Annotated in this window: 19 protein-coding genes; 13 read left to right on the forward strand and 6 right to left on the reverse strand. The window is 67.6% G+C overall.

From position 1 onward, the window contains the following. Nucleotides 1-3: 3 nt before the first annotated feature. Nucleotides 4-789, forward strand: a complete 786-nt coding sequence (locus LE190_RS05960; protein ID WP_225237812.1) for a TrmH family RNA methyltransferase — start codon at nt 4-6, stop codon at nt 787-789. 65 nt (nt 790-854) lie between these two features. Then, nucleotides 855-2,051, forward strand: coding sequence for an EAL domain-containing response regulator (locus tag LE190_RS05965; RefSeq protein ID WP_225237813.1), 1,197 nt, complete (start codon nt 855-857; stop codon nt 2,049-2,051). Nucleotides 2,052-2,212: 161 nt separating this feature from the next. On the opposite strand, the gene ppsR is transcribed toward LE190_RS05965, so the two are convergent. After that, nucleotides 2,213-3,061 (reverse strand): posphoenolpyruvate synthetase regulatory kinase/phosphorylase PpsR, encoded by an 849-nt coding sequence (gene ppsR, locus LE190_RS05970; protein WP_225237814.1) that lies wholly within the window; start codon nt 3,059-3,061, stop codon nt 2,213-2,215. Nucleotides 3,062-3,238: 177 nt separating this feature from the next. On the opposite strand from ppsR, the gene ppsA reads away from it, so the two are divergent. The 4 genes from ppsA (at nt 3,239) to LE190_RS05990 (ending at nt 9,204) form a co-directional block, all read left to right on the forward strand. After that, nucleotides 3,239-5,689 (forward strand): phosphoenolpyruvate synthase, encoded by a 2,451-nt coding sequence (ppsA, locus tag LE190_RS05975; protein WP_225237815.1) that lies wholly within the window; start codon nt 3,239-3,241, stop codon nt 5,687-5,689. A gap of 182 nt (nt 5,690-5,871) precedes the next feature. Next, nucleotides 5,872-7,230, forward strand: a complete 1,359-nt coding sequence (locus LE190_RS05980) for an MBL fold metallo-hydrolase RNA specificity domain-containing protein (RefSeq protein ID WP_225237816.1) — start codon at nt 5,872-5,874, stop codon at nt 7,228-7,230. A 69-nt stretch (nt 7,231-7,299) separates the two neighbouring features. Continuing rightward, nucleotides 7,300-8,052 (forward strand): SDR family NAD(P)-dependent oxidoreductase, encoded by a 753-nt coding sequence (locus LE190_RS05985; RefSeq protein WP_225237817.1) that lies wholly within the window; start codon nt 7,300-7,302, stop codon nt 8,050-8,052. A 33-nt stretch (nt 8,053-8,085) separates the two neighbouring features. Continuing rightward, a complete protein-coding gene (locus LE190_RS05990) occupies nt 8,086-9,204 on the forward strand; it encodes a 6-phosphofructokinase (RefSeq protein WP_225237818.1) in 1,119 nt (372 codons plus the stop codon). Between the two features lie 11 nt (nt 9,205-9,215). On the opposite strand, the gene LE190_RS05995 is transcribed toward LE190_RS05990, so the two are convergent. From LE190_RS05995 to LE190_RS06010, 4 genes are all read right to left on the reverse strand, one after another. Further along, a complete protein-coding gene (locus LE190_RS05995) occupies nt 9,216-10,832 on the reverse strand; it encodes a L,D-transpeptidase family protein (RefSeq protein ID WP_225237819.1) in 1,617 nt (538 codons plus the stop codon). A gap of 101 nt (nt 10,833-10,933) precedes the next feature. Next, the gene (locus LE190_RS06000) at nt 10,934-12,583 is read right to left on the reverse strand and encodes a GGDEF domain-containing protein (protein WP_225237820.1); all 1,650 of its coding nucleotides are present in this window, start codon (nt 12,581-12,583) and stop codon (nt 10,934-10,936) included. Continuing rightward, on the reverse strand, nt 12,567-15,221 hold the full coding sequence (locus tag LE190_RS06005) for a putative bifunctional diguanylate cyclase/phosphodiesterase (protein WP_307734679.1): 2,655 nt from the start codon (nt 15,219-15,221) through the stop codon (nt 12,567-12,569). Before LE190_RS06005 ends, LE190_RS06000 begins: the two co-directional genes overlap by 17 nt. A 102-nt stretch (nt 15,222-15,323) precedes the next feature. Then, nucleotides 15,324-15,617, reverse strand: coding sequence for a hypothetical protein (locus LE190_RS06010; RefSeq protein ID WP_225237822.1), 294 nt, complete (start codon nt 15,615-15,617; stop codon nt 15,324-15,326). Nucleotides 15,618-15,958: 341 nt separating this feature from the next. Between LE190_RS06010 and LE190_RS06015 the strand changes: the two genes are divergently transcribed. From LE190_RS06015 to LE190_RS06035, 5 genes are all read left to right on the forward strand, one after another. Next, complete coding sequence (locus LE190_RS06015) at nt 15,959-16,381, forward strand: NfeD family protein (RefSeq protein WP_225237823.1); 423 nt, start codon at nt 15,959-15,961, stop codon at nt 16,379-16,381. Between the two features lie 39 nt (nt 16,382-16,420). Continuing rightward, nucleotides 16,421-17,356 carry an SPFH domain-containing protein gene (locus LE190_RS06020; RefSeq protein WP_225237824.1) on the forward strand — a complete coding sequence of 312 codons (936 nt, stop codon included), beginning with the start codon at nt 16,421-16,423 and terminating at the stop codon, nt 17,354-17,356. Between the two features lie 8 nt (nt 17,357-17,364). Beyond that, the gene (locus LE190_RS06025; protein WP_225238065.1) at nt 17,365-18,180 is read left to right on the forward strand and encodes an SDR family oxidoreductase; all 816 of its coding nucleotides are present in this window, start codon (nt 17,365-17,367) and stop codon (nt 18,178-18,180) included. A 75-nt stretch (nt 18,181-18,255) separates the two neighbouring features. Then, nucleotides 18,256-18,921 carry a signal peptidase I gene (gene lepB, locus LE190_RS06030; RefSeq protein ID WP_225237825.1) on the forward strand — a complete coding sequence of 222 codons (666 nt, stop codon included), beginning with the start codon at nt 18,256-18,258 and terminating at the stop codon, nt 18,919-18,921. A gap of 117 nt (nt 18,922-19,038) precedes the next feature. Next, entirely contained in the window at nt 19,039-20,220 is a 1,182-nt protein-coding gene (locus LE190_RS06035; RefSeq protein WP_225237826.1) for a multidrug effflux MFS transporter, read from the forward strand. A gap of 9 nt (nt 20,221-20,229) precedes the next feature. Here the strand turns inward: LE190_RS06035 and smpB are convergent, their stop codons facing one another. After that, nucleotides 20,230-20,679: an SsrA-binding protein SmpB gene (gene smpB, locus LE190_RS06040; RefSeq protein ID WP_225237827.1), complete on the reverse strand. Its 450-nt coding sequence runs from the start codon at nt 20,677-20,679 to the stop codon at nt 20,230-20,232. 118 nt (nt 20,680-20,797) lie between these two features. Here smpB and LE190_RS06045 point away from each other — a divergent pair, with 118 nt between their 5' ends. After that, on the forward strand, nt 20,798-21,229 hold the full coding sequence (locus tag LE190_RS06045; protein ID WP_225237828.1) for a type II toxin-antitoxin system RatA family toxin: 432 nt from the start codon (nt 20,798-20,800) through the stop codon (nt 21,227-21,229). A gap of 13 nt (nt 21,230-21,242) precedes the next feature. Beyond that, nucleotides 21,243-21,542, forward strand: a complete 300-nt coding sequence (locus LE190_RS06050; RefSeq protein WP_229516872.1) for an RnfH family protein — start codon at nt 21,243-21,245, stop codon at nt 21,540-21,542. The last annotated feature ends 105 nt before the right edge of the window (nt 21,543-21,647 follow it).

Genomic DNA, 21,647 nt, shown 5'->3' on the forward strand with positions numbered 1-21,647 from the left:
CGCATGAAATCGATCACTTCGCGCGACAACGCGTTCTATAAAGAACTCAAGGCGCTCGCCACCAGTTCGCAGGCGCGCAGGAAGAGCGGTCTGAGCCTGCTTGACGGCGTGCACCTGTGCCAGAGCTGGCTCGAGCTGCGCGGCGCGCCCGTCCACTGCGTGGTGTCGGAAGCGGCGCTCGCCAATCCGGAAGTGGCGGCGATCGCGGCCGGCGCCGAAGCGGCGGGCGCCCCGGCCAGCGTGCTGCCCGACGCGCTGTTCGGCGCCATCAGCCAGGTGGAGCATGGCGTGCATGTGGTGTTCCTGGTGGCCTCGCCGGTGCCCGACAAGGCGCCGGGCCTGGTCGAATCGAGCGTGCTGCTCGACGGCGTGCAGGACCCGGGCAACGTCGGCTCGATCCTGCGCAGCGCCGCGGCGAGCGGCATCCGCCAGGTGTACTGCAGCCCGGGCACGGCCTTCTGCTGGTCACCCAAGGTGCTGCGCGCGGCAATGGGCGCCCATTTCGTGCTCGACATCTTCGAGAACATCGAGCTGGCGCCGCTGGTGCGCTCAGCGGGCATTCCGGTTCTCGCCACCAGCGGCTATGCCGCCGAACGGCTGTACGCGCTCGACCTGCGGCGCCCCGTGGCCTGGGTGCTCGGACATGAAGGGCAGGGCGTGTCGCAGGAGCTGCTGGCGCTGGCCACGCACCGCGTCGCGGTGCCGCATGCGGGCAAGGTGGAGTCGCTCAACGTGGCCGCCTGCGCCGCCGTGTGCTTCTTCGAGCAGCTGCGGCAGCTGCAGGCATAGACGCGCACTCGGCCTTCGGGTTAAGCTGGCGCGAGCTCGCGTCGAGATGCTGAAATGGAGTAGAGATGGACATCGCGCATTTGCACTTCCTGGTGGCGGAAGCCGACACGGCCCAGCGCCGGTCGCTGGTGGAGCTGCTCGGCCAGATGGGCGCGAGCCGCGTCACCGACGTCCCGGACGGGCACCTGGCGCTGCAGCGCCTCGAAGGCGGCTTCGCGCCGCGCATCGATGTCGCGATCGTCGACCTGGCCCTGCCGGGAATGGATGGCCTGGAACTGATGCGCCACCTCGGCACCCAGCGCATCGACGTGCGCCTGATCGTCACCGGCGCCCAGCCGGCCGGGCTGCTGTTCTCGGTGGAGACGCTGGCCCAGGCCTACGGCATCGACCTGCTGGGCACGATCGGCAAGCCGGTGACGGCGGCGAAGATCAAGCCGCTGCTGGACAACTACACGCCGCTGGCGCGCAGTCCGGAGCGTCCGGCCGGGCCGCGTTCGACCTTCCAGGAAATCGGCATCGGCCTGCAGAAGCGCCAGTTCGAACCCTTCTTCCAGCCCAAGATCGAACTGGCCACCGGCCAGGTGAAGGGCCTGGAAGCCTTCGCGCGCTGGCGCCATCCGGAACACGGGGTGCTGGGCCCGGCCTCCTTTATCGACGCGCTGGAGCAGAACAACCGGGTCGATTTCCTCGACTGGAGCATGATCGAGATGTCGGCCGAACGCTGCCGCTGGTTCCAGGACCAGGGCATCCCGGTGCCGATCTCGATCAACCTCGCGCCCGAGACGCTGGCGCATCCGGCCTTCATCCGCCAGATCACGGCCTGCATCGGGCGCCACCGCATCCTGCCCGAATACCTGACCTTCGAGATGCCGGAATCCTCGGTGCTCAACAGCGACCCGGCCTTCATCGAGCGCCTGGTGCGCTTGCGGATGATGGGCTTCGGCCTGGCGATCGACGACTACGGCACCGGGCGCTCGAACCTGCAGCTGCTGGCGCGCATTCCGTTCAGCGAACTGAAGATCGACCGCAGCTTCGTCGATGGCGCCTCCAAGCGCCGTCCGCTGGGCACGGTGCTGCGCTCCTGCCTCGGCCTGGCGCACAGCCTGGACCGCATGTCGGTCGCGGTCGGGGTGGAGACGCGCCAGGACTGGGACTTCCTGCAAAACCTCGGCTGCACCTACGCCCAGGGCTATCACATCGCCAACCCGATGGAGGCGGCCGCCTTCCCCGGCTGGCTCGAAGACTGGCGGCATTTCTTCTAGTTGGGGTCAGAGTCGGATTGTTTGACAACTTTCGGAAGTTGCCTTGAAATTGGACTCTGACCCCGCCGGGTTTCCTTTCTTCGCTGCGTCGGATAATTGGGGTCGGAGTCGAATTAATCGGAAATCTTGATAAGTTTCCCGATAATTCGACTCTGACCCCATTAATATTCCCGACGGTCAGGCTTGATTTCCTGGAGGATGGTGGTGGCGATTTCTTCGATCGACTTGGTGGTCGAGGACAGCCAGCGGATCCCTTCGCGCCGCATCATTGCTTCCGCTTCGTTCACTTCATAGCGGCAATTTTCGATCGAGGCGTACTTGCTGCCGGCGCGGCGTTCGTTCCGGATCTGCGACAGGCGCTCGGGCGTGATGGTCAGGCCGAACAGCTTGGCCTTGAAGGGCGGCAGCGAGGAGGGCAGACGGCCGCGCTCGAAGTCGTCCGGGATCAAGGGATAGTTGGCCGCCTTCAGCCCGTACTGCATGGCCAGGTACAGGCTGGTCGGGGTCTTGCCCGAGCGCGACACGCCGACCAGGATCACATCCGCCTCGGCCAGGTTCTTGTGCGATTGCCCGTCGTCGTGGGCCAGCGAGAAGTTGATCGCCTCGATGCGGTTCTTGTACTCCTCGGTGTCGACCGCATTGTGGATGCGCCCGATCGTATGGGTGGACTTCACGCCCAGTTCCAGCTCGAGCGGCGCGACGAAGGTCTGGAACAGGTCCATGTGCATGCCGCGCGCGGCCCGGATGATGCTGGACAGGTCGTGCTTGACCAGCGTCGAGAACACGATCGGCCGCTGGCCGTCGCGCTCGAAGCTGTCGTTGATGCGGCGCGCCGCTTCGTGCGCCTTCTCGATCGAGTCGATGAAGGGCAGGCGGATCTGGCGAAAGCGCATCTCGAACTGGCTCAGCACCGCGTGCCCGAAGGTCTCCGCCGTGATGCCGGTGCCGTCCGAGACGAAGAAGACGGTGCGCAAGGGAGGGGTGGTCGGAACGGTCGTTTCTGCGGTCATGGTATCCAATGCTGGGCTCGCGTGACAAAGTTGCAGCGGTCTTGCGGGCTCACGGGGTAGAATGCTGGGCAACGGATCTGCATTGTGCGGCACGACGGCCAGAATAACAAGAAGACCCCGTCCGGTTCTGCATGGTGAGCTGTAAAGGTTTCTATCATCAAGTAAGGGTGTTTTACCATGACTAACCTGTCTGTAGCAGCATTGAAGGAGCCAGAGCAACAAGCGTCACGCGTCTACGTCGCCTCGTTCGAGAACCTGCGCATGACCGACGTCGAGTCGGTCGGCGGCAAGAACGCGTCGCTGGGCGAGATGATCTCGCAGCTGGCCGGCGCCGGCGTGCGGGTGCCGGGCGGCTTTGCCACCACGGCCGACGCCTTCCGCGACTTCCTCGAATACAGCGCCGACGGCGGCCAAGGGGGAGCAAATTCGCTGGCCCAGCGCATCGCCACCCGCCTCGAGGGCCTGGACGTGGACGACGTGCGCTCGCTGGCCGCGGCCGGCGCCGAGATCCGCCAGTGGATCGTCGATACGCCGTTCCAGCCGCGCCTGGAGCAGGAAATCCGCGCCTTCTACGAGCGCCTGGTGGCCGACTCCGATACCGAAGTCTCGTTCGCCGTGCGTTCCTCGGCCACCGCCGAAGACCTGCCCGACGCCTCGTTCGCGGGCCAGCAGGAAACCTTCCTGAACGTGGTCGGCATCGACAACGTGCTGGAAGCCATGAAGCACGTCTTCGCCTCGCTCTACAACGACCGCGCGATCTCCTACCGCGTACACAAAGGCTTTACCCACGCCGAAGTGGCGCTGTCGGCCGGCGTGCAGCGCATGGTGCGTTCCGACACCGGCGCGGCCGGCGTGATGTTTACCATCGATACCGAATCGGGCTTCAAGGACGTGGTCTTCGTCACCTCGAGCTACGGCCTGGGCGAGACGGTGGTGCAGGGCGCCGTCAACCCGGACGAGTTCTACGTCCACAAGCCGATGCTGGCACAGGGCAAGCTGCCGGTCATCCGCCGCAACATCGGCTCCAAGCTGATCAAGATGGAGTTCACCAACGAGGCCAAGGCCGGCCGCTCGGTGCGCACCGTCGACGTGCCGATCGAGATGCGCAACCGCTATTCGCTGAGCGACGCCGAAGTGGTCGAGCTGGCCAAGTACGCCGTCATCATCGAGAATCACTATGGCCGCCCGATGGACATCGAGTGGGGCAAGGACGGCCGCGACGGCAAGCTCTACATCCTGCAGGCGCGTCCGGAAACCGTGAAGTCGCAGCAGAAGGCCACCGACGCCCAGCAACGCTTCAGCCTGAAGGGCACCGGCACCGTATTGACCTCGGGCCGCGCCATCGGCCAGAAGATCGGCGCCGGTCCGGTGCGCGTGATCCACGATCCGAGCGAGATGGAACGCGTGCAGCCGGGCGACGTGCTGGTGGCCGACATGACCGACCCGAACTGGGAACCGGTCATGAAGCGCGCCTCGGCGATTGTCACCAACCGCGGCGGGCGTACCTGCCACGCGGCGATCATCGCGCGCGAGCTGGGTGTGCCGGCCGTGGTTGGCTGCGGCGACGCGACCGATACCCTGAAGGACGGCACCTTCGTCACGGTTTCCTGCGCCGAGGGCGACGAGGGCAAGATCTATGACGGCCTGCTGGAAACCGAAGTCACCGAAGTGGCGCGCGGCGAACTGCCGCCGATCCCGACCAAGATCATGCTCAATGTCGGCAACCCGCAGCTAGCCTTCGACTTCCAGTCGGTGCCGAACGGCGGCGTCGGGCTGGCGCGCCTCGAGTTCATCATCAACAACAACATCGGCGTGCACCCGAAGGCCATCCTCGAGTACCCGAACATCGACAACGACCTGAAGAAGGCGGTGGAATCGGTGGCACGCGGGCATGCCTCGCCGCGCGCCTTCTACGTGGACAAGCTGGCCGAGGGCGTGGCCACCATCGCCGCGGCCTTCTGGCCCAAGCCGGTAATCGTGCGCCTGTCCGACTTCAAGTCGAACGAGTACAAGAAGCTGATCGGCGGCTCGCGCTACGAGCCGGACGAAGAGAACCCGATGCTGGGCTTCCGCGGTGCCGCGCGCTACCTGGCCGAGGACTTCGCCGAGAGCTTCGAGATGGAATGCATGGCCATGAAGCGCGTGCGCGAAGACATGGGCCTGACCAACGTCGAGCTGATGATCCCCTTCGTGCGCACCCTGGGCCAGGCGGAAAAGGTCATCGAGCTGCTGGCCAAGTACGGCCTGAAGCGCGGTGAAAATGGCCTGCGCGTCATCATGATGTGCGAAGTGCCCTCCAACGCGATCCTGGCCGAGCAGTTCCTGCAGTACTTCGACGGCTTCTCGATCGGCTCGAACGACCTGACCCAGCTGACCCTGGGCCTGGACCGCGACTCCGGCATGGAGCTGCTGGCCAAGGACTTCGACGAGCGCGACCCGGCCGTGAAAGCCATGCTGAGCCTTGCCATCAAGGCTTGCCGCGCCCAGGGCAAGTACATCGGCATCTGCGGCCAGGGGCCGTCCGACAATCCCGACTTCGCCGAGTGGTTGGTGGACGAGGGCATCGAGTCGATGTCGCTCAACCCCGACTCGGTGATCGAGACCTGGCAGAAACTGGCAGCGCGCTAGCAGCGTTCCGGGGCCAGGCCCTGACACGAAAGCCCGCCGTCGCGAGACGGCGGGCTTTTTTTGTGCCCGCTTCATTCTGCCCTGAGAGAATTGATGTAAGTCAAAGATTTGCAAGCGCATGCCCGCTTACACTCGTTCACGCGCGCTGGTTTTGATCCTGCGCATCACGAAAAGGTGCAAGCATGCGGATACAGTTTCTTGGCGGTACAGGGACGGTGACGGGATCGAAATACCTGCTCACCACGGAACACGCCAGGATCCTGGTCGACTGCGGGCTGTTCCAGGGCTACAAGCAGCTCCGCCTGCGCAACTGGGCCGGCCTGCCCTTCGATCCCGCCGGCCTCGATGCGGTCGTGCTGACCCATGCCCACCTCGACCACAGCGGCTACCTGCCGCTGCTGGTCAAGTCCGGCTTCAGGGGAAAGATCCTGTGCAGCGAGGCGACCTACGACCTATGCAAGATCCTGTTGCCGGATAGCGGACACCTGCAGGAGGAAGACGCTGCCGCCGCCAACCGCCACGGCTACAGCGAGCACCGGCTGGCCATGCCGCTGTACACCGAGGAGGACGCGCGCGTGGCGCTGCGCCAGTTCGTGACCGTCGGCTTCGACCGGCGCGTCGAGGTGGCGCCGGGACTGGGCGCGGTATTCAGCCGCGCCGGCCATATCCTGGGCGCGGCCATCGTCGCGCTCGACGACGGTCACCGCCGCATCACCTTTTCGGGCGACCTCGGACGCGCCAACGATCCGGTCATGGTGGCGCCGGCGCCGCTGGCGCCGACCGACTACCTGGTGGTCGAATCCACCTATGGCAACCGGGTGCACGATACAGCCGATCCGCTGCTGGCGATGGCGAGCGTGATCCGCGACACGGCCGCGCGCGGGGGCGTCGTGGTCATTCCCGCGTTCGCGGTGGGGCGCGCCCAGGGGCTGATGTACGCGATGTACCAGATGAAGGCCAGCGGCGCCATCCCGGCCTACCTGCCGGTGTTCCTCGACAGCCCGATGGCGCGCGACGCCACGGCCATCTACGGCAAGCACCGGGCCGACCATCGCCTCGACCCGGCGGCCTGCCAGGCCATGTGCCAAGCCGCCACCATCATCAACACTGTCGAGGAATCGAAGCAGCTCGACGCCAGGAATGCGCCGAAGGTGATCATCTCGGCCAGCGGCATGGCGACCGGCGGACGGGTGCTGCACCACCTGAAAGCCTTCGCCGGAGACCCCCGCAACACCATCCTGTTCGCCGGCTTCCAGGCCGGCGGCACGCGCGGCGCGGCGCTGATCGACGGCGCCGACGAGATCCGCATCCATGGCCAGCAGGTGAGGGTGCGCGCACAGGTGGCCCATGTCGACAACCTGTCGGCGCACGCGGACAGCAACGAACTGATGGGCTGGATGTCGGCGCTGGGCCGGGCGCCGCGCCGCACCTTCATCACCCACGGCGAGCCGGCCGCCTCGGAAGCCCTGCGCGCCAGGATCAAGCATGAGCTGGGATGGGACTGCCTGGTGCCCGAGCACCTGCAGACGGTTGCCCTGTGAAGCCAGGCACCGTGGGCGCTGCCTGCCTTCCCGGACCGCTACACACGAACGTTCAGACACGGAGGTGACATGAAATATGCATTCAAGGGCAAGGCGGTACTGGTCAGTGGCGCCGCATCGGGCATCGGCGAGGCGAGCGCCAGGCTGCTCGCGGCCAACGGATTGCCGGTACTGGTGTCCGACCTGCAGGCCGAACCGCTGGCACGCCTGGTGGCGGCGATCGAGGCCGAGGGCGGGCGCGCGCTCGCCCATGTTGGCGACGTGGCCGATCCGGCCGCTGCCGCCGCCGCCGTGCGCGCCGCCGAGCAGGCTTTCGGCGGCCTGTCGTATGCGGTCAACAACGCCGGCATTGGCGGACGCCTGCTGCCGGCCGGCGACCTGCCGGCAGAGGACTGGCAGCGCGTCATCGACATCAACCTCGGCGGCGTGGCCCACGCGCTGCGGGTCCAGATTCCGGCCATCCTCGCCGCCGGGGGCGGCGCGATCGTCAACATGTCCTCGATCCTCGGCCTGGTGGGCAACCCGATGGCGCCGGCCTACGTAGCGGCCAAGCATGGCGTGACCGGCCTGACCCGGTCGGCGGCGCTGGCCTATGCCGCCCAGGGCATCCGGATCAACTCCCTGCACCCGGGCTACGTCGAAACGCCGATCCTGGGCGCGCTCGAGGCCGGACAGCGCGCCGCCCTGGCCGGCCTGCATCCGCTGGGGCGCATCGGCCGCCCCGAAGAGATCGCGCACGCGGTCGCCTTCCTGCTGTCGGACGCGGCCAGCTTCATTACCGGGGCCGCGCTGGCCGCGGATGGCGGATATACCGCACAATGAACCCCGCACGCACGTTTTTAACGGAGCCATCGGATGGATAGCAAGCCCCGCATCGCCATCGTCACCGGTGGCGGCGACGCCCCTGGCCTGAACGCCGTGATCCGCGCCGTCGTGCTCGCCTCGGCGCGGCTGGGCTGGGAATGCTACGGCATCCGCGACGGCTTCAACGGGCTGCTGGCGCCGCACACCTGCATCGGCGAGCCGGTGCTGCGGCTACTGCCGGAGGCGGTACATGGCATCGGCCATCTTGGCGGCACCATGCTTGGCAGCACCAACCGCGGCAACCCGCTGCGCTATCCGGTTGCGGCCGAAGGTGGTGGCGTGTGCGAACAGGACCGCAGCGACGAGCTGCTTGCCCTGTTCCGGCAGCGTGGCCTCACGGCCCTGGTGATGGTGGGCGGCGACAGTTCGATGGAGATCGCGGCCTGCCTGCACCGCAAGGGACTGCCGGTGGTGGGCGTGCCCAAGACCATCGACAACGACCTGGACGGCACCATCCAGACCTTCGGCTTCGATACCGCGGTCGGCTTTGCCACCGAGTGCATCGACCGCCTGCACACCACCGCCGACAGCCAGCATCGCGTGATGGTGGTCGAGGTCATGGGACGCTACGCCGGCTGGATCGCGCTGCATGCCGGCATGGCCGGCGGCGCCCATGTGATCCTGCTGCCGGAGATTCCTTTCGACATCGCTGCCGTGGCCGGCGCCATCGCCGCGCGCGAGGCCGCCGGGCATGGCCACACCATCGTCGTGGTGGCCGAGGGCGCGCAGCCCAGCGGCGCGCAACGCGTGCTGCTGGCGGACGCCGCGGCCGGGCATGCCGAGCGCCTGGGCGGCATTGGCGCGCGCCTGGAAGTGGCGCTGGCCCGTGCCAGCGGCAAGGACTGCCGCAGCGTCGTGCTGGGCCACCTGCTGCGCGGCGGCAGTCCGTCCGCCTTCGACCGCGTGGTGGCGGCGCGCTTCGGCGCGGCCGCCGTGCGCGCACTGGCCGCGGGGGAGTCGGGCGTGATGGTGGCGCTGGGTGCGCCGGACATCGGCACGGTGCCGCTGGAGCAGGTGGCGGGGCACAGCAGGCGGGTGCCGGTCGATGGCGAGACGGTGCGCGCCGCGCGCGAGCTGGGGATCTGCTTCGGCGACGCTGGCGCCGCCTGAACCGGAGGCGCCTAGCGCAGGCCGAGCGCCTCCAGCAGCGCAGGATCCTGGCGGTAGATGTCCTGCGCGAACAGGGCCAGGCCGTGGCGGTCGACCAGCGCCGTGGCATAGAACAGCACCACCGGTACCGGCCGCGGCAGCGTCACCGTGCGCATCGGGCCGGGCTGCATCGCCTGGGCCACGGCGGCTTCGTCCCAGCGGCGCGCGTCGGCCAGCACGAACTGCGCCAGCGCGGCCGGATGCGCGACCCGGATGCATCCGTGGCTCAGGTCGCGGCGGCTGCGCGCGAACAGCTCCTTCGACGACGTCGAGTGCAGGTAGATGTTCATCGGATTAGGCATCGCGAACTTGACTTCGCCCAGCACGTTGCGCGGGCCCGGCCGCTGCCGCACCCGGACCGCGCCGCTGCGCAGGCCCGCGAGCGCGTCCGGCAGCGCCAGTTCCCGTACCTTGCCGTCGGCCCCGACCAGCTCCATGTCGTTCTGGCGCAGGTAGGCCGGGTTCCCGGCCAGCTTCGGAACGATCTCGCCAGCCTGGATGCTGGGCGGCACGTTCCAGTAGGGGTTGAATTCGAGGTAGCGCATCTTGCCGATGAACAGCGGGGTCGGAGTGCGCGCGGCGGTACCGACGATCACCGGCATTTCCAGTACCGGTGCGCCGGGCGCGGCGTCCGGATCGAAGGCCCACAGGCGATAGGTAGGCACGTTGACGGCGATGACCCTGCCACGCGGCAGCGGCGGCAGCCAGCGCAGGCGTTCCAGGGTCAGCGCCAGCTGCGCCGCGCGCCGTGCCGGCGGCACCGCCAGCGCGGCCAGGGTGGCCGGCCCCGGTACGCCGTCCTGCGCCAAGCCATGGCGCGCCTGGAAGCGGCGCACCGCGCCGGCCAGGGCGGCGCCGTCAGCGTCCGTGCAGGGCGCGCCGGTTGCCCCATCCAGGTCGCCCAGCAGGCGCAGGCGCGCGCACAGCAGGCCGGCCCCTGCGTAGGCCTCGCCGGGCCGGAGCGCGGTGCCGGGCGGCGGCAGGGCCGCCCAGTCCGGCGCAGCCGCGGACAGCGCGCGGTAGTGGGCCAGCATCTCCCTGGTGCGCCCGTACAGGGCGATGGCGGGGGCGGCCGATTCGACCGCCCCGTCCAGGTTGCCCTCGGCCAGCGCCTGGCGCAGCTGCGCGACGGGATCGAAGGCGCCGACGGCGAGGCCGCCGGGACGGTAGCGCGAAGGCGCACGTCCGTAGTGCAGCTCGCCCAGGTAGCGCAGCATGGCGGTGCTGATGTCGCGGTCGAGCGCGGCCAGGGCGACAGGGTCCCGGGTCGTGTCGAGCCGGTGCGCCAGCCCCTCCAGGCCGTAGGGAGCCGGGTCGAGGCCATGCTCATCGGCCTTGCCCAGCAGGCGCAAGGCAAGGCGCGCCCGTTGCGGTCCGTCTGCCAGCCAGAGCAGCGCAGGACCGGTCGCATACAGGCGCGCGCTGAGCTGGCGTGCATCGATGGCGGCGTCCGCGCCGGCGCGCGTATCGGGCACTGGCGCCGGTGGCTGCACGGCGCCAGCCGCGCATGCGTGGATCACGGACAACAGGATGGCGCCAGCCCAGAGGCGGGCGCGGGAGGTCTTGCGGGCGTGCTGCTTGACGATCATGGTTGCCGGAATATCTGGTAGGGAGGCCGCGGCGCGGGCCCGGTCTCGATGGCCAAACCATACGGGCCTTCCATATCGAGCGTCATTGACCCAGATCAAAATTACCAGGATCGGAGGCGTGCGCCGATGGCCTTCCCGGCGCTGTCCGCGCCGCGCCGATCGTCGCAATCGACGCGGTTCCGTCCATTCGCCTTGGCCGCATACAGGGCGCCGTCGGCCCGGTCGAGGAGGGTGTTCGCGGCATCCGGGCATTGCGCCGGCGCGATGCAGGCGACGCCGATACTGAGTGAAAGCAGCCCGCCAGGCGCGGCGCGGTGGGCCAGGCCGCGGCGCTGCAGGTCGGCGCGGATCGTCTCGGCGACCACGGCGGCGCCCGCCAGGTCAGTGGCGGGCAGGAGGACTACGAACTCTTCGCCGCCGAAGCGGCCGGCTACATCGCGCGGCCGGCAGGCGCCGCGCTGGACGGTCCGCGCCACCTCGATCAAGGTGGCGTCACCGGCCAGGTGGCCGTAACTGTCGTTGTATTTCTTGAAATGGTCGACGTCGATCATCAAGGCGGCGAGCATGCCGCCATCGCGCCGCGCCTGAGCGATCTCGCGCTCGAGCGCGGCCTCGACATAGCGCCGGTTGAACAGGCCGGTGAGAGGATCGTTTTGCGACTGCGTCAGCAAGGACGCATTCAGGCTTTCGAGCGTCGTCTTGGCCGTGATCAGCTCCTGCTCCAGCCCGTCGCGCTCGTGCATCTGGCGTACCAGGTAGACTCCCATGGCGCCCAGGCAGGCCGCCAGCGCGAACAGTGCCGTGCCAGCCGCCAGCACCGACTCGCGCCATGGGGCCAGCACATGATCCTTCGACCGCGCAACGGCTAGCAGGACCGGGTAGTCGCCGGCCTGGCCCACCGCATGGATCAGGTCCTGGCGGCGTGACGAGGTCTCGACCAGCCCGCCTTCCGGCAGGCTGGCGGCCAGTTCGGAAAACAGGGGCGTGGCGCCCAGCCTGGCGCCGATGTCGCTTCGGCTGAAGGGAATCGCCAGCAGCTGGGTACCGTCCTTCAGCGCCAGGATGAGCTTTCCGCCGGGTCGCAGCGCGATCTTTTCGTAGATCCGGCGGAAGAAATCGACCTTGATGGTTGCCAGCACGACGCCAGAGAAGCGCCCATCCGCATCCTGCAGCCGGCGCGAGACCGGAATGACCCAGGCCCCGCTGGTACGGCCGATGATGGGGGCGCCGATGTGCACGCCGCGGTCGGGGAAGTCACGGTGGTGCTGGAAGTAGGCGCGGTCGGCGTTGTTGCGTCCGTTATAGGAACGGCCGGCCGAGTTGACGATCCATTTGCCTGCGCGATCGTAAATGAACAAGCCCTGCATGGCGGGCAGTTCGGCCAGGTGATCCATCATCAGCGCATACAGGGCGTCCTTGTCCGACGCCGCCAACCCATCCTGCTCGACCCGGTTCACCATGCCGACCAGGACGGTATCGACCATCTTGAATGCGGAACTGGCCTGGTCGGCCAGGGCATGCGTGAGATTGACCGTCGAGATTTCGGCGCCCGACAGCTGCAGGCGGCGCAACTGCCAGCTGTTCCAGCCGTAGGTGACCAGCAAGGCCAGGACCGCGACGGCCAGGATGCCGAACGCACCGGCCCGGATGTTGCGGCGCCTGGTGGCCAGCTGCGAGCCGAGCAGGCCGCTGCCGCCTGCGGGCGCGTCGGATGCGCCCGGCGTGCTGCCCGCCTCAGCGCTTCCATGCATCGAGCAGCTCCTTCAGGGCGGCGGCAAAGGCCTGGCTGGCTGCCTGGCAAGGCCGTGTCGCCGCTAGTGCGCCGGTGGACGCGCCCCCGGGTCCGTCACCGGCCGCGCCCGCGCATGCGCCCAGCTGCGCCAGGAAGGCGTCGCGACAGGCCAGGGCGCTGGAGAGCGCCTGCCGGCAGCGCTCGGGTTTGGCGCTGTTCAGGTCCAGCCATTCGTTGAAGGTCTGGATGCCGTTCGGGATCCCGGCCCGGCAGCACCGCTGCTCATCGCCGGCAGCCGTCAGCCCGGCATGCCAGGCGCGCTGCTCGACCAATGCTTTCAGCAGCAGCGTGTCGTCGCGGTCGAGCGGGACGCAGCTCGCCACCGAGGGCGGCAGGCGCCAGCTGGCCAGCCACGGCGCCACCGCCGGCGCGGGCATCGGGCGTGCAATGCCGTAGCCCTGCGCCAGCATGCATCCGAGCTGGACCAGCATGACGGCGTGTTCTTCCGTTTCGACGCCCTCGGCCACCACTTCGCGCTTGAAGGCCGCGGCCATGCCGAGCACGCCTTCGAGAATGGCCAGGTCGTCGGGATCCTGCAGCATGTCGCGCACGAAGCCCTGGTCGATCTTGATGCGCCGGGCCGGCAGCTGCTTCAGGTAGCGCAGCGACGAGTAACCCGTGCCGAAGTCGTCCAGGGCAAAACCGATCCCGATCTCGGCGCATTGCCGGATCAGGTTGGACACATGCCCCATGTCGTCCAGCGCGCTGCTCTCCAGCACTTCGAGCTTGATGCGGCGCGGGCTCACCCGCGGATGGGCGGCGAGCAGCCCGCGCACGTGCTGGACCAGATCCTTGCGGCGCAGCTGGGCGCCGCTCATGTTGACGCTGATCGCGATGTCCAGGCCGTCGTCGAGCCAGCGCTCGTGCTGGCGGAAGGCTTCGGCCAGGATCCAGTTCTCCAGGACCAGCATGAGCGGATGGCCCTCGAGGGTCGGCAGGAAGCTGCCCGGGGCCAGGCAGCCGCGCGTCGGGTGGTTCCAGCGCACCAGCGCTTCCACCGAATTGAGCTGGCCGGTCTTCAGGTGCACGATCGGCTGGTAGTGCAGGGTGAATTCCTGGCCGGCGATGGCGCGCTCGAGCGCGTCGATTTCCTCGGCGCGTTCGATCATCACGCGGTAGCCCTGGGTATCGAAGGTGAAGAAGCGGTTCTTGCCTCCCATCTTGGCGTCGAACATGGCCTGGTCCGCCTGCCGGATCAACTGGTCGGCATCGACATCCTCGCTTTGCGGATAGAAGGCCAGGCCGGCGCTGGCGCTCACGCACACGGGCGCGCCGCCGAGGTTCACCGGCTCGGCGATCGCGCGCAGGAGGCGCGCCACCATGGGCTGGCATGCCGCCAGCGAATCGACGCCGTCGAACACGGCGACGAACTCGTCGCCGCCGAGGCGGCAGACGGTATCGCGGTCGCGCACCACCTCCTGGATCCGGCGCGCCAGGGTGACCAGCAGCTCGTCGCCGCATTCGTGGCCGTGGAGTTCGTTGATCCTCTTGAAGTCGTCCAGGTCGAGCGAGGCGACGCCGACGCCGGCGCCGGCGCCGTTTCTGCGCGCCCGCCCCATGGCCTGCTGCAGGCGGTCGGCCAGCAGCCGGCGGTTGGCCAGGCCGGTGAGCGGATCGTAGTGCGCGATGTGCTCGAGATGCTCGGCCTGCCGCTTCTGGCGCGTGATGTCGGCGAACACCCCGACATGGTGCGACAGCTGTCCGTCCTCGTCGCGGATGGCGGTGATGGTGAGACGCTCGACGTAGAGCTCACCGGACTTGCGGCGGTTCCAGACTTCGCCGCTCCAGCTGCCAGCCTGCGCGATCCGTCGCCACATGTCGGCATAGAACTCCTTGCCCTGCCGGCCCGAACTGAGCAGGCTTGGATTCTTGCCGAGCACCTCGGCGCGCGCGTAGCCGGTGATCGCTTCGAAGGCCTGGTTGACGTCGACGATACGGCCATCGGCCGAGGTCACCACGATGCCTTCGCCCGCGCTGGCGAACACGCCCGCCGCGAGCCGACCCTGCTCGCACGCGCGTTTGCGCTCGGTGACATCGAACAGGGTCCCGACCGTCCCCGTGACGACGCCATGGACGTCACGCCGGGCGCGCGCAAACACGTCGACCCAGCGCACCTGTCCGTCGGCGCGCAGATAACGGACTTCATGGCGGCAGCAGTCGCGCTGCCCGAGCAGGAGCTGGTCCAGCTGGTCCTGCTCTGTTGCCCGGTCGTCGGGGTGGACATAGGCGAGACAGGAATCACCGAGCGCCGTGGCCACGCTACAGCTGGTGAGTGCTTCCCAGGCACGGTTCAGGAAAGTCCAGCGGCCCGCGCGGTCGGTCTGGAACACGACCTGCCTGAGTTCATCCAGAATGGATGTGGCGTTGCTTTCCTGTGTGAGCGCGCTATCGGGGGCAGGGTGTGCGGCAAGAAGAGCGCAGTCGTGGCGCAAGAACGTATCGAGAGGCATGCAGGGTGTTCGCACGGGCGGGCGGTTCCAATGGCGCGACGCACGCCGCTGGATTCGCCGTTGGCGCGGGGAGTGAACGGATGAAAGGCGCCATGCTATTCGGAAGTTGACGCAAAGAAATTGATGCAGATCAAGAAATAGGGACATTCGACACGATTCAGCTCCGCCGTCGGAACGATGGCCAAGCCATGGCGCCGCGGCGTTGTCCCTGGCAAGGCCCCGCGTCCGCCGGCGCGGGGCAGCACCCGTTCAGGAGTGTTTGGAGGCCTTCACGTGGCCCCTGGCATGCTGCGCCTTTGCCACCGCGTCTTTCTTACACGCGGACTTTTCCGCGCCCTTCATGGTATTGCAGTTGGCGAGCGCGGTTTTCTCATCGGCCCTGATCTGCTGCTTATCGGCCTTGACCTCGGCCTTGCTCGGCGCGCTCGCGTGGGCGGCGGCCAGGGGGTGCGTGCTGGCGGGTGCGGGGGCCTGGGGCGCCGCGAATGCGGCGGTCGAAGCCATCAGCAGCACGGCGCCGGCCAGCTTGAATGTCGATTTCATGATGATCTCCTGTCGTCAATCTGGTTCGAGCAAGTCGCTCCCGCACTCAACGCGTGCCGCGTGGCGCAGTTGACGGCCGGCGCCGGAGCCGGCACCCGTTTAAGCATCGCATAAGTGACGCCGCTGCCGGGTCGGTCGCGGTGTTTTCCTGCGCGCTTCATGCGGCTGCGATAAACGTCGGCCGGGAGCTTCCAATCCTGCCCAGGCCTGCTACACTGGTACTGACAACTTCCTGGCAGAAAGCACGCAATCGGCACGCATACGCACATCGTTGAACCCTCGCCGCCTGTCGCAGGTCGCGGGGGTTTTTTACTTGTTTGAACCACTCGAGGAGAGAGCAGATGACTGACTGGATGGGCTGGCTGGTGGCCGCGGGCGTCCTCGTGATTGCCGAACTGTTCACCGGCACGTTTTACCTGTTGATGATTGCGATCGGCCTCGGTGCCGGTGCGCTGGCCGCGCTGACAGGCGCAAGCGGCCCGGTCCAGACCCTGGCCGCCGCCGCGGTTGGCCTGGCCGCGACCGCCGTCCTGCACCGCAGCCGCTTCGGCAAGCCGGCCAGGTCCGCACCGACCCGCGACCGCAACGTCAACCTCGACATCGGCCAGCGCGTCGCGGTGCCGGCGTGGCAGGATGGCCGTGCCCGCGTGATGTACCGTGGTGCCTTGTGGGACGTCGAGCTGGGGCCGGGTGCGCAGGCCGAAGCGGGCGACTACCGCATCGTCGAGGTGCTCGGCAACCGCCTGATCGTCGCCAATTCATAAGATCAGCTAATACTTGGAACTCATCTATAAGGGATGCTCATGGAACTCTCCTTCGGCACTGTGGCACTGGTCATCTTCATCATCGCGCTGGTATTCATCTTCAAGACCATCAACGTGGTGCCGCAGCAGCACGCCTGGGTGGTCGAGCGTCTCGGCAAGTTCCACGCCGTGCTGGCGCCCGGCCTGAACATCGTGGTGCCTTTCATCGACCGCATCGCCTACAAGCATAGCCTGAAGGAGATCCCGCTCGACGTGCCGCCCCAGGTCTGCATCACGCGCGACAATACCCAGCTGCAGGTGGACGGCATCCTGTACTACCAGGTGACCGACGCCATGCGCGCCTCGTACGGCTCGTCGAACTATGTGCAGGCCATCACCCAGCTGGCCCAGACCACGCTGCGTTCGGTGATCGGCAAGATGGAGCTCGACAAGACCTTCGAAGAGCGCGACCACATCAACACCACCATCGTCAACGCGATCGACGAGTCGGCCGCCAACTGGGGCGTGAAGGTGCTGCGCTACGAGATCAAGGACTTGACCCCGCCGGCCGAGATCCTGCATGCGATGCAGCGCCAGATCACCGCCGAGCGCGAAAAGCGCGCCCTGATCGCCGCCTCCGAAGGCCGGCGCCAGGAACAGATCAACATCGCCAGCGGCGAGCGCGAAGCCTCGATTGCGCGTTCCGAAGGCGAGCGCCAGGCCGCGATCAACCGCGCCCAGGGCGAGGCGAGCGCCATCGTCGCCCTGGCCGACGCCAGCGCCGCCGCGCTGCGCCAGGTCGGTGCCGCGATCCGCGAGCCGGGCGGCATGGATGCGGTCAACCTGCGCGTGGCCGAGCACTACGTGGACGCCTTCGGCAAGCTGGCCAAGACCAACAATTCGCTGATCGTTCCGGCCAACATGGGCGACATGTCGAGCGTGATCGCCAGCGCGATGCAGATCGTGAAGTCGCAGAAGTCCGACCTGCTGCCATGACGCCGTCCATGCGCGTGATCGTGATCACCGGCGCCTCGGACGGCATCGGCGCCGAGATGGCGCGCCAGCTGGCGGCGAACGAGGGTGCCGGCGTGGCGCTGGTGCTGGCCGCGCGCAACGCCGCCGGCCTCCAGGCCGTGGCCGGCGCCTGCGCGGCGCTGGGCGCGCAGACGCTCACGGTACCGACCGACGTCGGCGTGCAGATCCAGTGCCGGCGCCTGGTGGTCAGCGCCGTCGAGCGCTTCGGCCGCATCGACGTGCTGGTCAACAATGCGGGCCGCTCGGCCCACGCCCTGTTCGAGGAAGTCGAGGACCTGTCCTGGTACGAGGAGCTGATGCGGGTGAACCTGTGGGGCGCGATCTGGTGCACCCAGGCCGCGCTGCCGGCATTGAAGGCCTCGCGCGGCAGCATCGTGGCCGTGTCCTCGCTGGCCGGGCTGGTCGGGGTGCCGGGACGCACCGCCTACAGCGCCACCAAGTTCGCGATGGCCGGCTTCTTCGAGGCGCTGCGGGCTGAGCTGAAAGGCGATGGCGTGAGCGTGACCACCGCCTACCCAGGCGTGGTGGCGACGCGCATCCGCCACCGCGGCTTCAATGCGCACGGCGGGGAGCTGGGCGCGAGTTCGCTGAAGGCAGAGGGCGCGATGAGCGTGGAGGAATGCGCGCGCCTGGTCATCGCCGGCATGAACAAGCGCAAGCGCGAGGTCGTGATGACGGCCAAGGGCCGCATCGGGCGCTTCCTCAAGCTGGTCGCGCCCGGCCTGGTCGAGGACATGGCGCTGGCCGCCCTCGAGCACGACGCCAGGCCGCCACGGCGTAATTAAGCATCGCCAAAGCCTGGCGCCGCACGGGCGGCGTATAAGGTACTGGTCGATCACCAACCAGAGGAGACTGGCCAGATGAAAGCGTTCGTTCGTGCAAACAAGGGCTTCCTGCTGTTCCTGATGCTGTTCGGCGTCTTTCGCACCGCGGTGGCGGACTGGAACCCGATTCCCTCCGCCTCGATGCGTCCCAACCTGCTGGAAGGGGACGTGGTCTTCGTCAACCGCCTGGCCTATAACATCAAGCTACCGCTGACCGACGTGGTACTGGCGCGCACCGGCGAACCGCGGCGCGGCGACGTCGTGACCTTCGCCTCGCCGCTGGACGGCACGCGCCTGATCAAGCGCGTGCTGGCGCTGCCCGGCGACCGGGTCGAGATGCGCAACGAGCACCTGGTGATCAACGGTGTCGAATCGCAGTATGCGCTGGAGGAACTGGTGCGCGAATCCGGCCCCGAGGGCCCGACCCAGGCGCTGCGCCTGACCGAGGCCGTGGACGGACGCAGCCACCGCATCCAGGTACTGCCGCAGCGCCTGGTGGCGCGCGACTTCGGCCCGGTGACCGTGCCCCGCGACGCCTACCTGATGCTGGGCGATAACCGCGACAACAGCGCCGACTCGCGCTACATCGGCTTCGTGCCGCGCCACCTCCTGATCGGACGCGCCGAGCGCATCCTGGTGTCGGCCGACTACCAGGGCAACTGGATGCCGCGCACCGAGCGCTTCGGGTTGTCGCTGCGCTGATCCCGCTCCGGCCTCCAGCGCCGGAGGGAGTGCCGGAAAGTTTGCCGGAAAACCAGTACAATTGCGTCCCCCCGGACGCCTGCCCAGCAGTGCCCGACCATTTCACAAGGCACTGCCATGCACCGACTCCTCACCACCATCCTCGCCTGCCTCGGCATGATCGGGGCCCTCGCGATCGACACCTACCTGCCGTCGATGCCGGCGATCGGGAACGAATTCGCGGTAGGGCCCTTGGCGGTGCAGCAGACCCTCAGCGTGTTCCTGTTCACCTTCGCGCTGATGATGCTGTTCTACGGGACCCTGTCGGATTCCTTCGGACGGCGCCCGGTGATCCTGGCCGCGCTCTCGATGTACACCCTGTCCTCGATCGGCGCCGCGCTCGCGCCCACCTTCGGCTGGCTGCTGTTCTTCCGCGCGCTGCAGGGCCTGTCGGCCGGCGCCGGTTCGGTGATCGGCCAGGCCATCGTGCAGGACCGCTTCGCCGGCGCCCAGGCGCAGAAGATGATGTCGCACATCATGATGGTGTTCGGCCTGGCGCCCGCCATCGCGCCCGTGCTGGGCGGCTGGCTGCACGTGAGCTTCGGCTGGCGCTCGACCTTCGTGTTCCTGGCCCTGTTCGGGGCCGCCATGATCGTGCTGGTGACGCGCCTGCTGCCGGAAAGCCTGCCGCGCGAGAAGCGCCAGGCCTTCCACCCGGCGCCGATCGCGCGCAACTACCTGATGGTGCTGCGCAACCCGCAGTTCGTGATGCTGTCGCTGTCGCTCGGCCTGGTGTTCGGCGGCCTGTCGCTGTACATCGGCTCGGCCGCCAACTTCGTGATGGAGATCCTGGGCCTGCCGGAGACCGCCTTCGCCTGGATGTTCATCCCCCTTATCGGCGGCATGGTGATCGGTTCGGCCTGGGGCGGCAAGCGCGCCGCCAAGGCGCCGCCCGGCCGCCTGCTGTGGATCGGCTACGGCGTGATGGCCGCGGCCTCGGTGCTGAACGTCGGCTATAACGCGCTGTTCCCGGCCAGCGTGCCTTGGGCCGTGCTGCCGCTGGCCGTGTTCACCTTTGGCCTGGCGGTTGCCATGCCCGGCATCCAGCTGTCGGCGATGGGACTGTTCCCGCACAACCGCGGACTGGCCGCCTCGATGGTCGGCTTCATCCAGATGATGTCCTTCGCGCTCGTCTCCGGCCTGGTGGCGCCGCTGCTGTTCGGCAGCGCCTTCAAGCTCGCGCTGGGCGCCGGCATCGGCTGCGTGCTGAGCTTCCTGATGTGGCGCCTGAGCCTGCGCTTCGCCCGGCCGGCGCCCTGACCGGCCCGGTCAGCGGCGGTGCTGCTTCATTGCCGAGGCGACCTCGCGCTTGGCATCGCGGTCCTTCTCGGTGGCGCGCTTGTCGTGCTGCTTCTTGCCCTTGGCCAGGCCGATCTCGCATTTCACGCGCCCGCCCTTGAAGTGCAGGTTGAGCGGCACCAGCGTATAGCCGGAACGCTCGACCTTGCCGACCAGCTTGTCCAGCTCGTTACGGTGCAGCAGCAGCTTGCGCGTGCGCAGCGCCTCCGGGTGACTGAAGCTGGACGCGGTCGTCAGCGCGCTGATGTGGGCGCCGAACAGGAACAGTTCGCCGTTGCGCACGACCACATAGGCTTCCTTGATCTGGACCTTGCCTTCGCGGATGGCCTTGACTTCCCAACCCTCGAGCACCATGCCCGCTTCGTAGCGGTCCTCGATGAAGTAGTCAAAAAAAGCTTTTTTATTGTCAACGATACTCATGAAATAGCGAAAATCCGCGTCTCGGTTAAACTATTGCTGTGGCGCTTATGCAAACACGGATGTGATGCCGCATGGCGCAAAATGCAACTCGTCCAACATCATAACAAACGGTTGACCAATGGCAGTAGTGCACAAATCAGTTTTTCTCGGCTATAGCACCGAGCAAATGTTCGACCTCGTCGCCAAGGTCGAGGACTATCCGAAGTTTCTCCCCTGGTGCGGCGGCGTGAAAGTGATCGAGCGTAGCGAGGACAAGCTGGTCGCCAGCCTGCAGATCAATTTCCATGGCGTGAAGCAGAGCTTTACCACCTCCAACCACAACAACCGTCCCACCCAGATGAAGATGCACCTGGTGGACGGTCCGTTCAAGATGCTGGAGGGTACCTGGAACTTCAAGGCCCTGCGCGCCGACGCCTGCAAGATCGACTTCGAGCTGCACTATGAGTTCTCCAGCATCATCCTGGAGCAGCTGATCGGCCCGGTGTTCGGCATGATCGCCAACACCATGGTCGATTCCTTCAGCAAGCGCGCCGAGGCCGTCTATGGCTGAGACGGCGCCGGACATGCTCGGGGTGACTGTGTGCTACGCCACCAGCAAGGAAGAGTTCCTGCGCCCCCTGCGGGTCGCGCCCGGCACCACGATCGGCCAGGCCATCGAGATGAGCGGCGTGCTGGAAGCCTATCCGGACATTAACCTGACGACCCAGCCGGTCGGCATCTACGCAAAAAAGAAGACCCTGGACACCGTGCTGCGCGAGCGTGACCGCATCGAGATCTACCGGCCCCTGGTGGCCGATCCGAAAGAGTCGCGCCGCAAGCGTGCGGCCAAGCGGGAGAGCGCACCGGACCGGACGGGCGGCTAGGAGACGGGTGTGGCGCAGGCAAGAAGCGTCCGTAAAAGAATGCAACACGGCAGCATTTCTTGTTATGATGCACTGTTTTGGGTGGCACACGCGCTCCCGCCACCG

The sequence above is a fragment of the Massilia hydrophila genome (assembly GCF_020208145.1).
GTDB classification, from domain to species: domain Bacteria; phylum Pseudomonadota; class Gammaproteobacteria; order Burkholderiales; family Burkholderiaceae_D; genus Telluria; species Telluria hydrophila.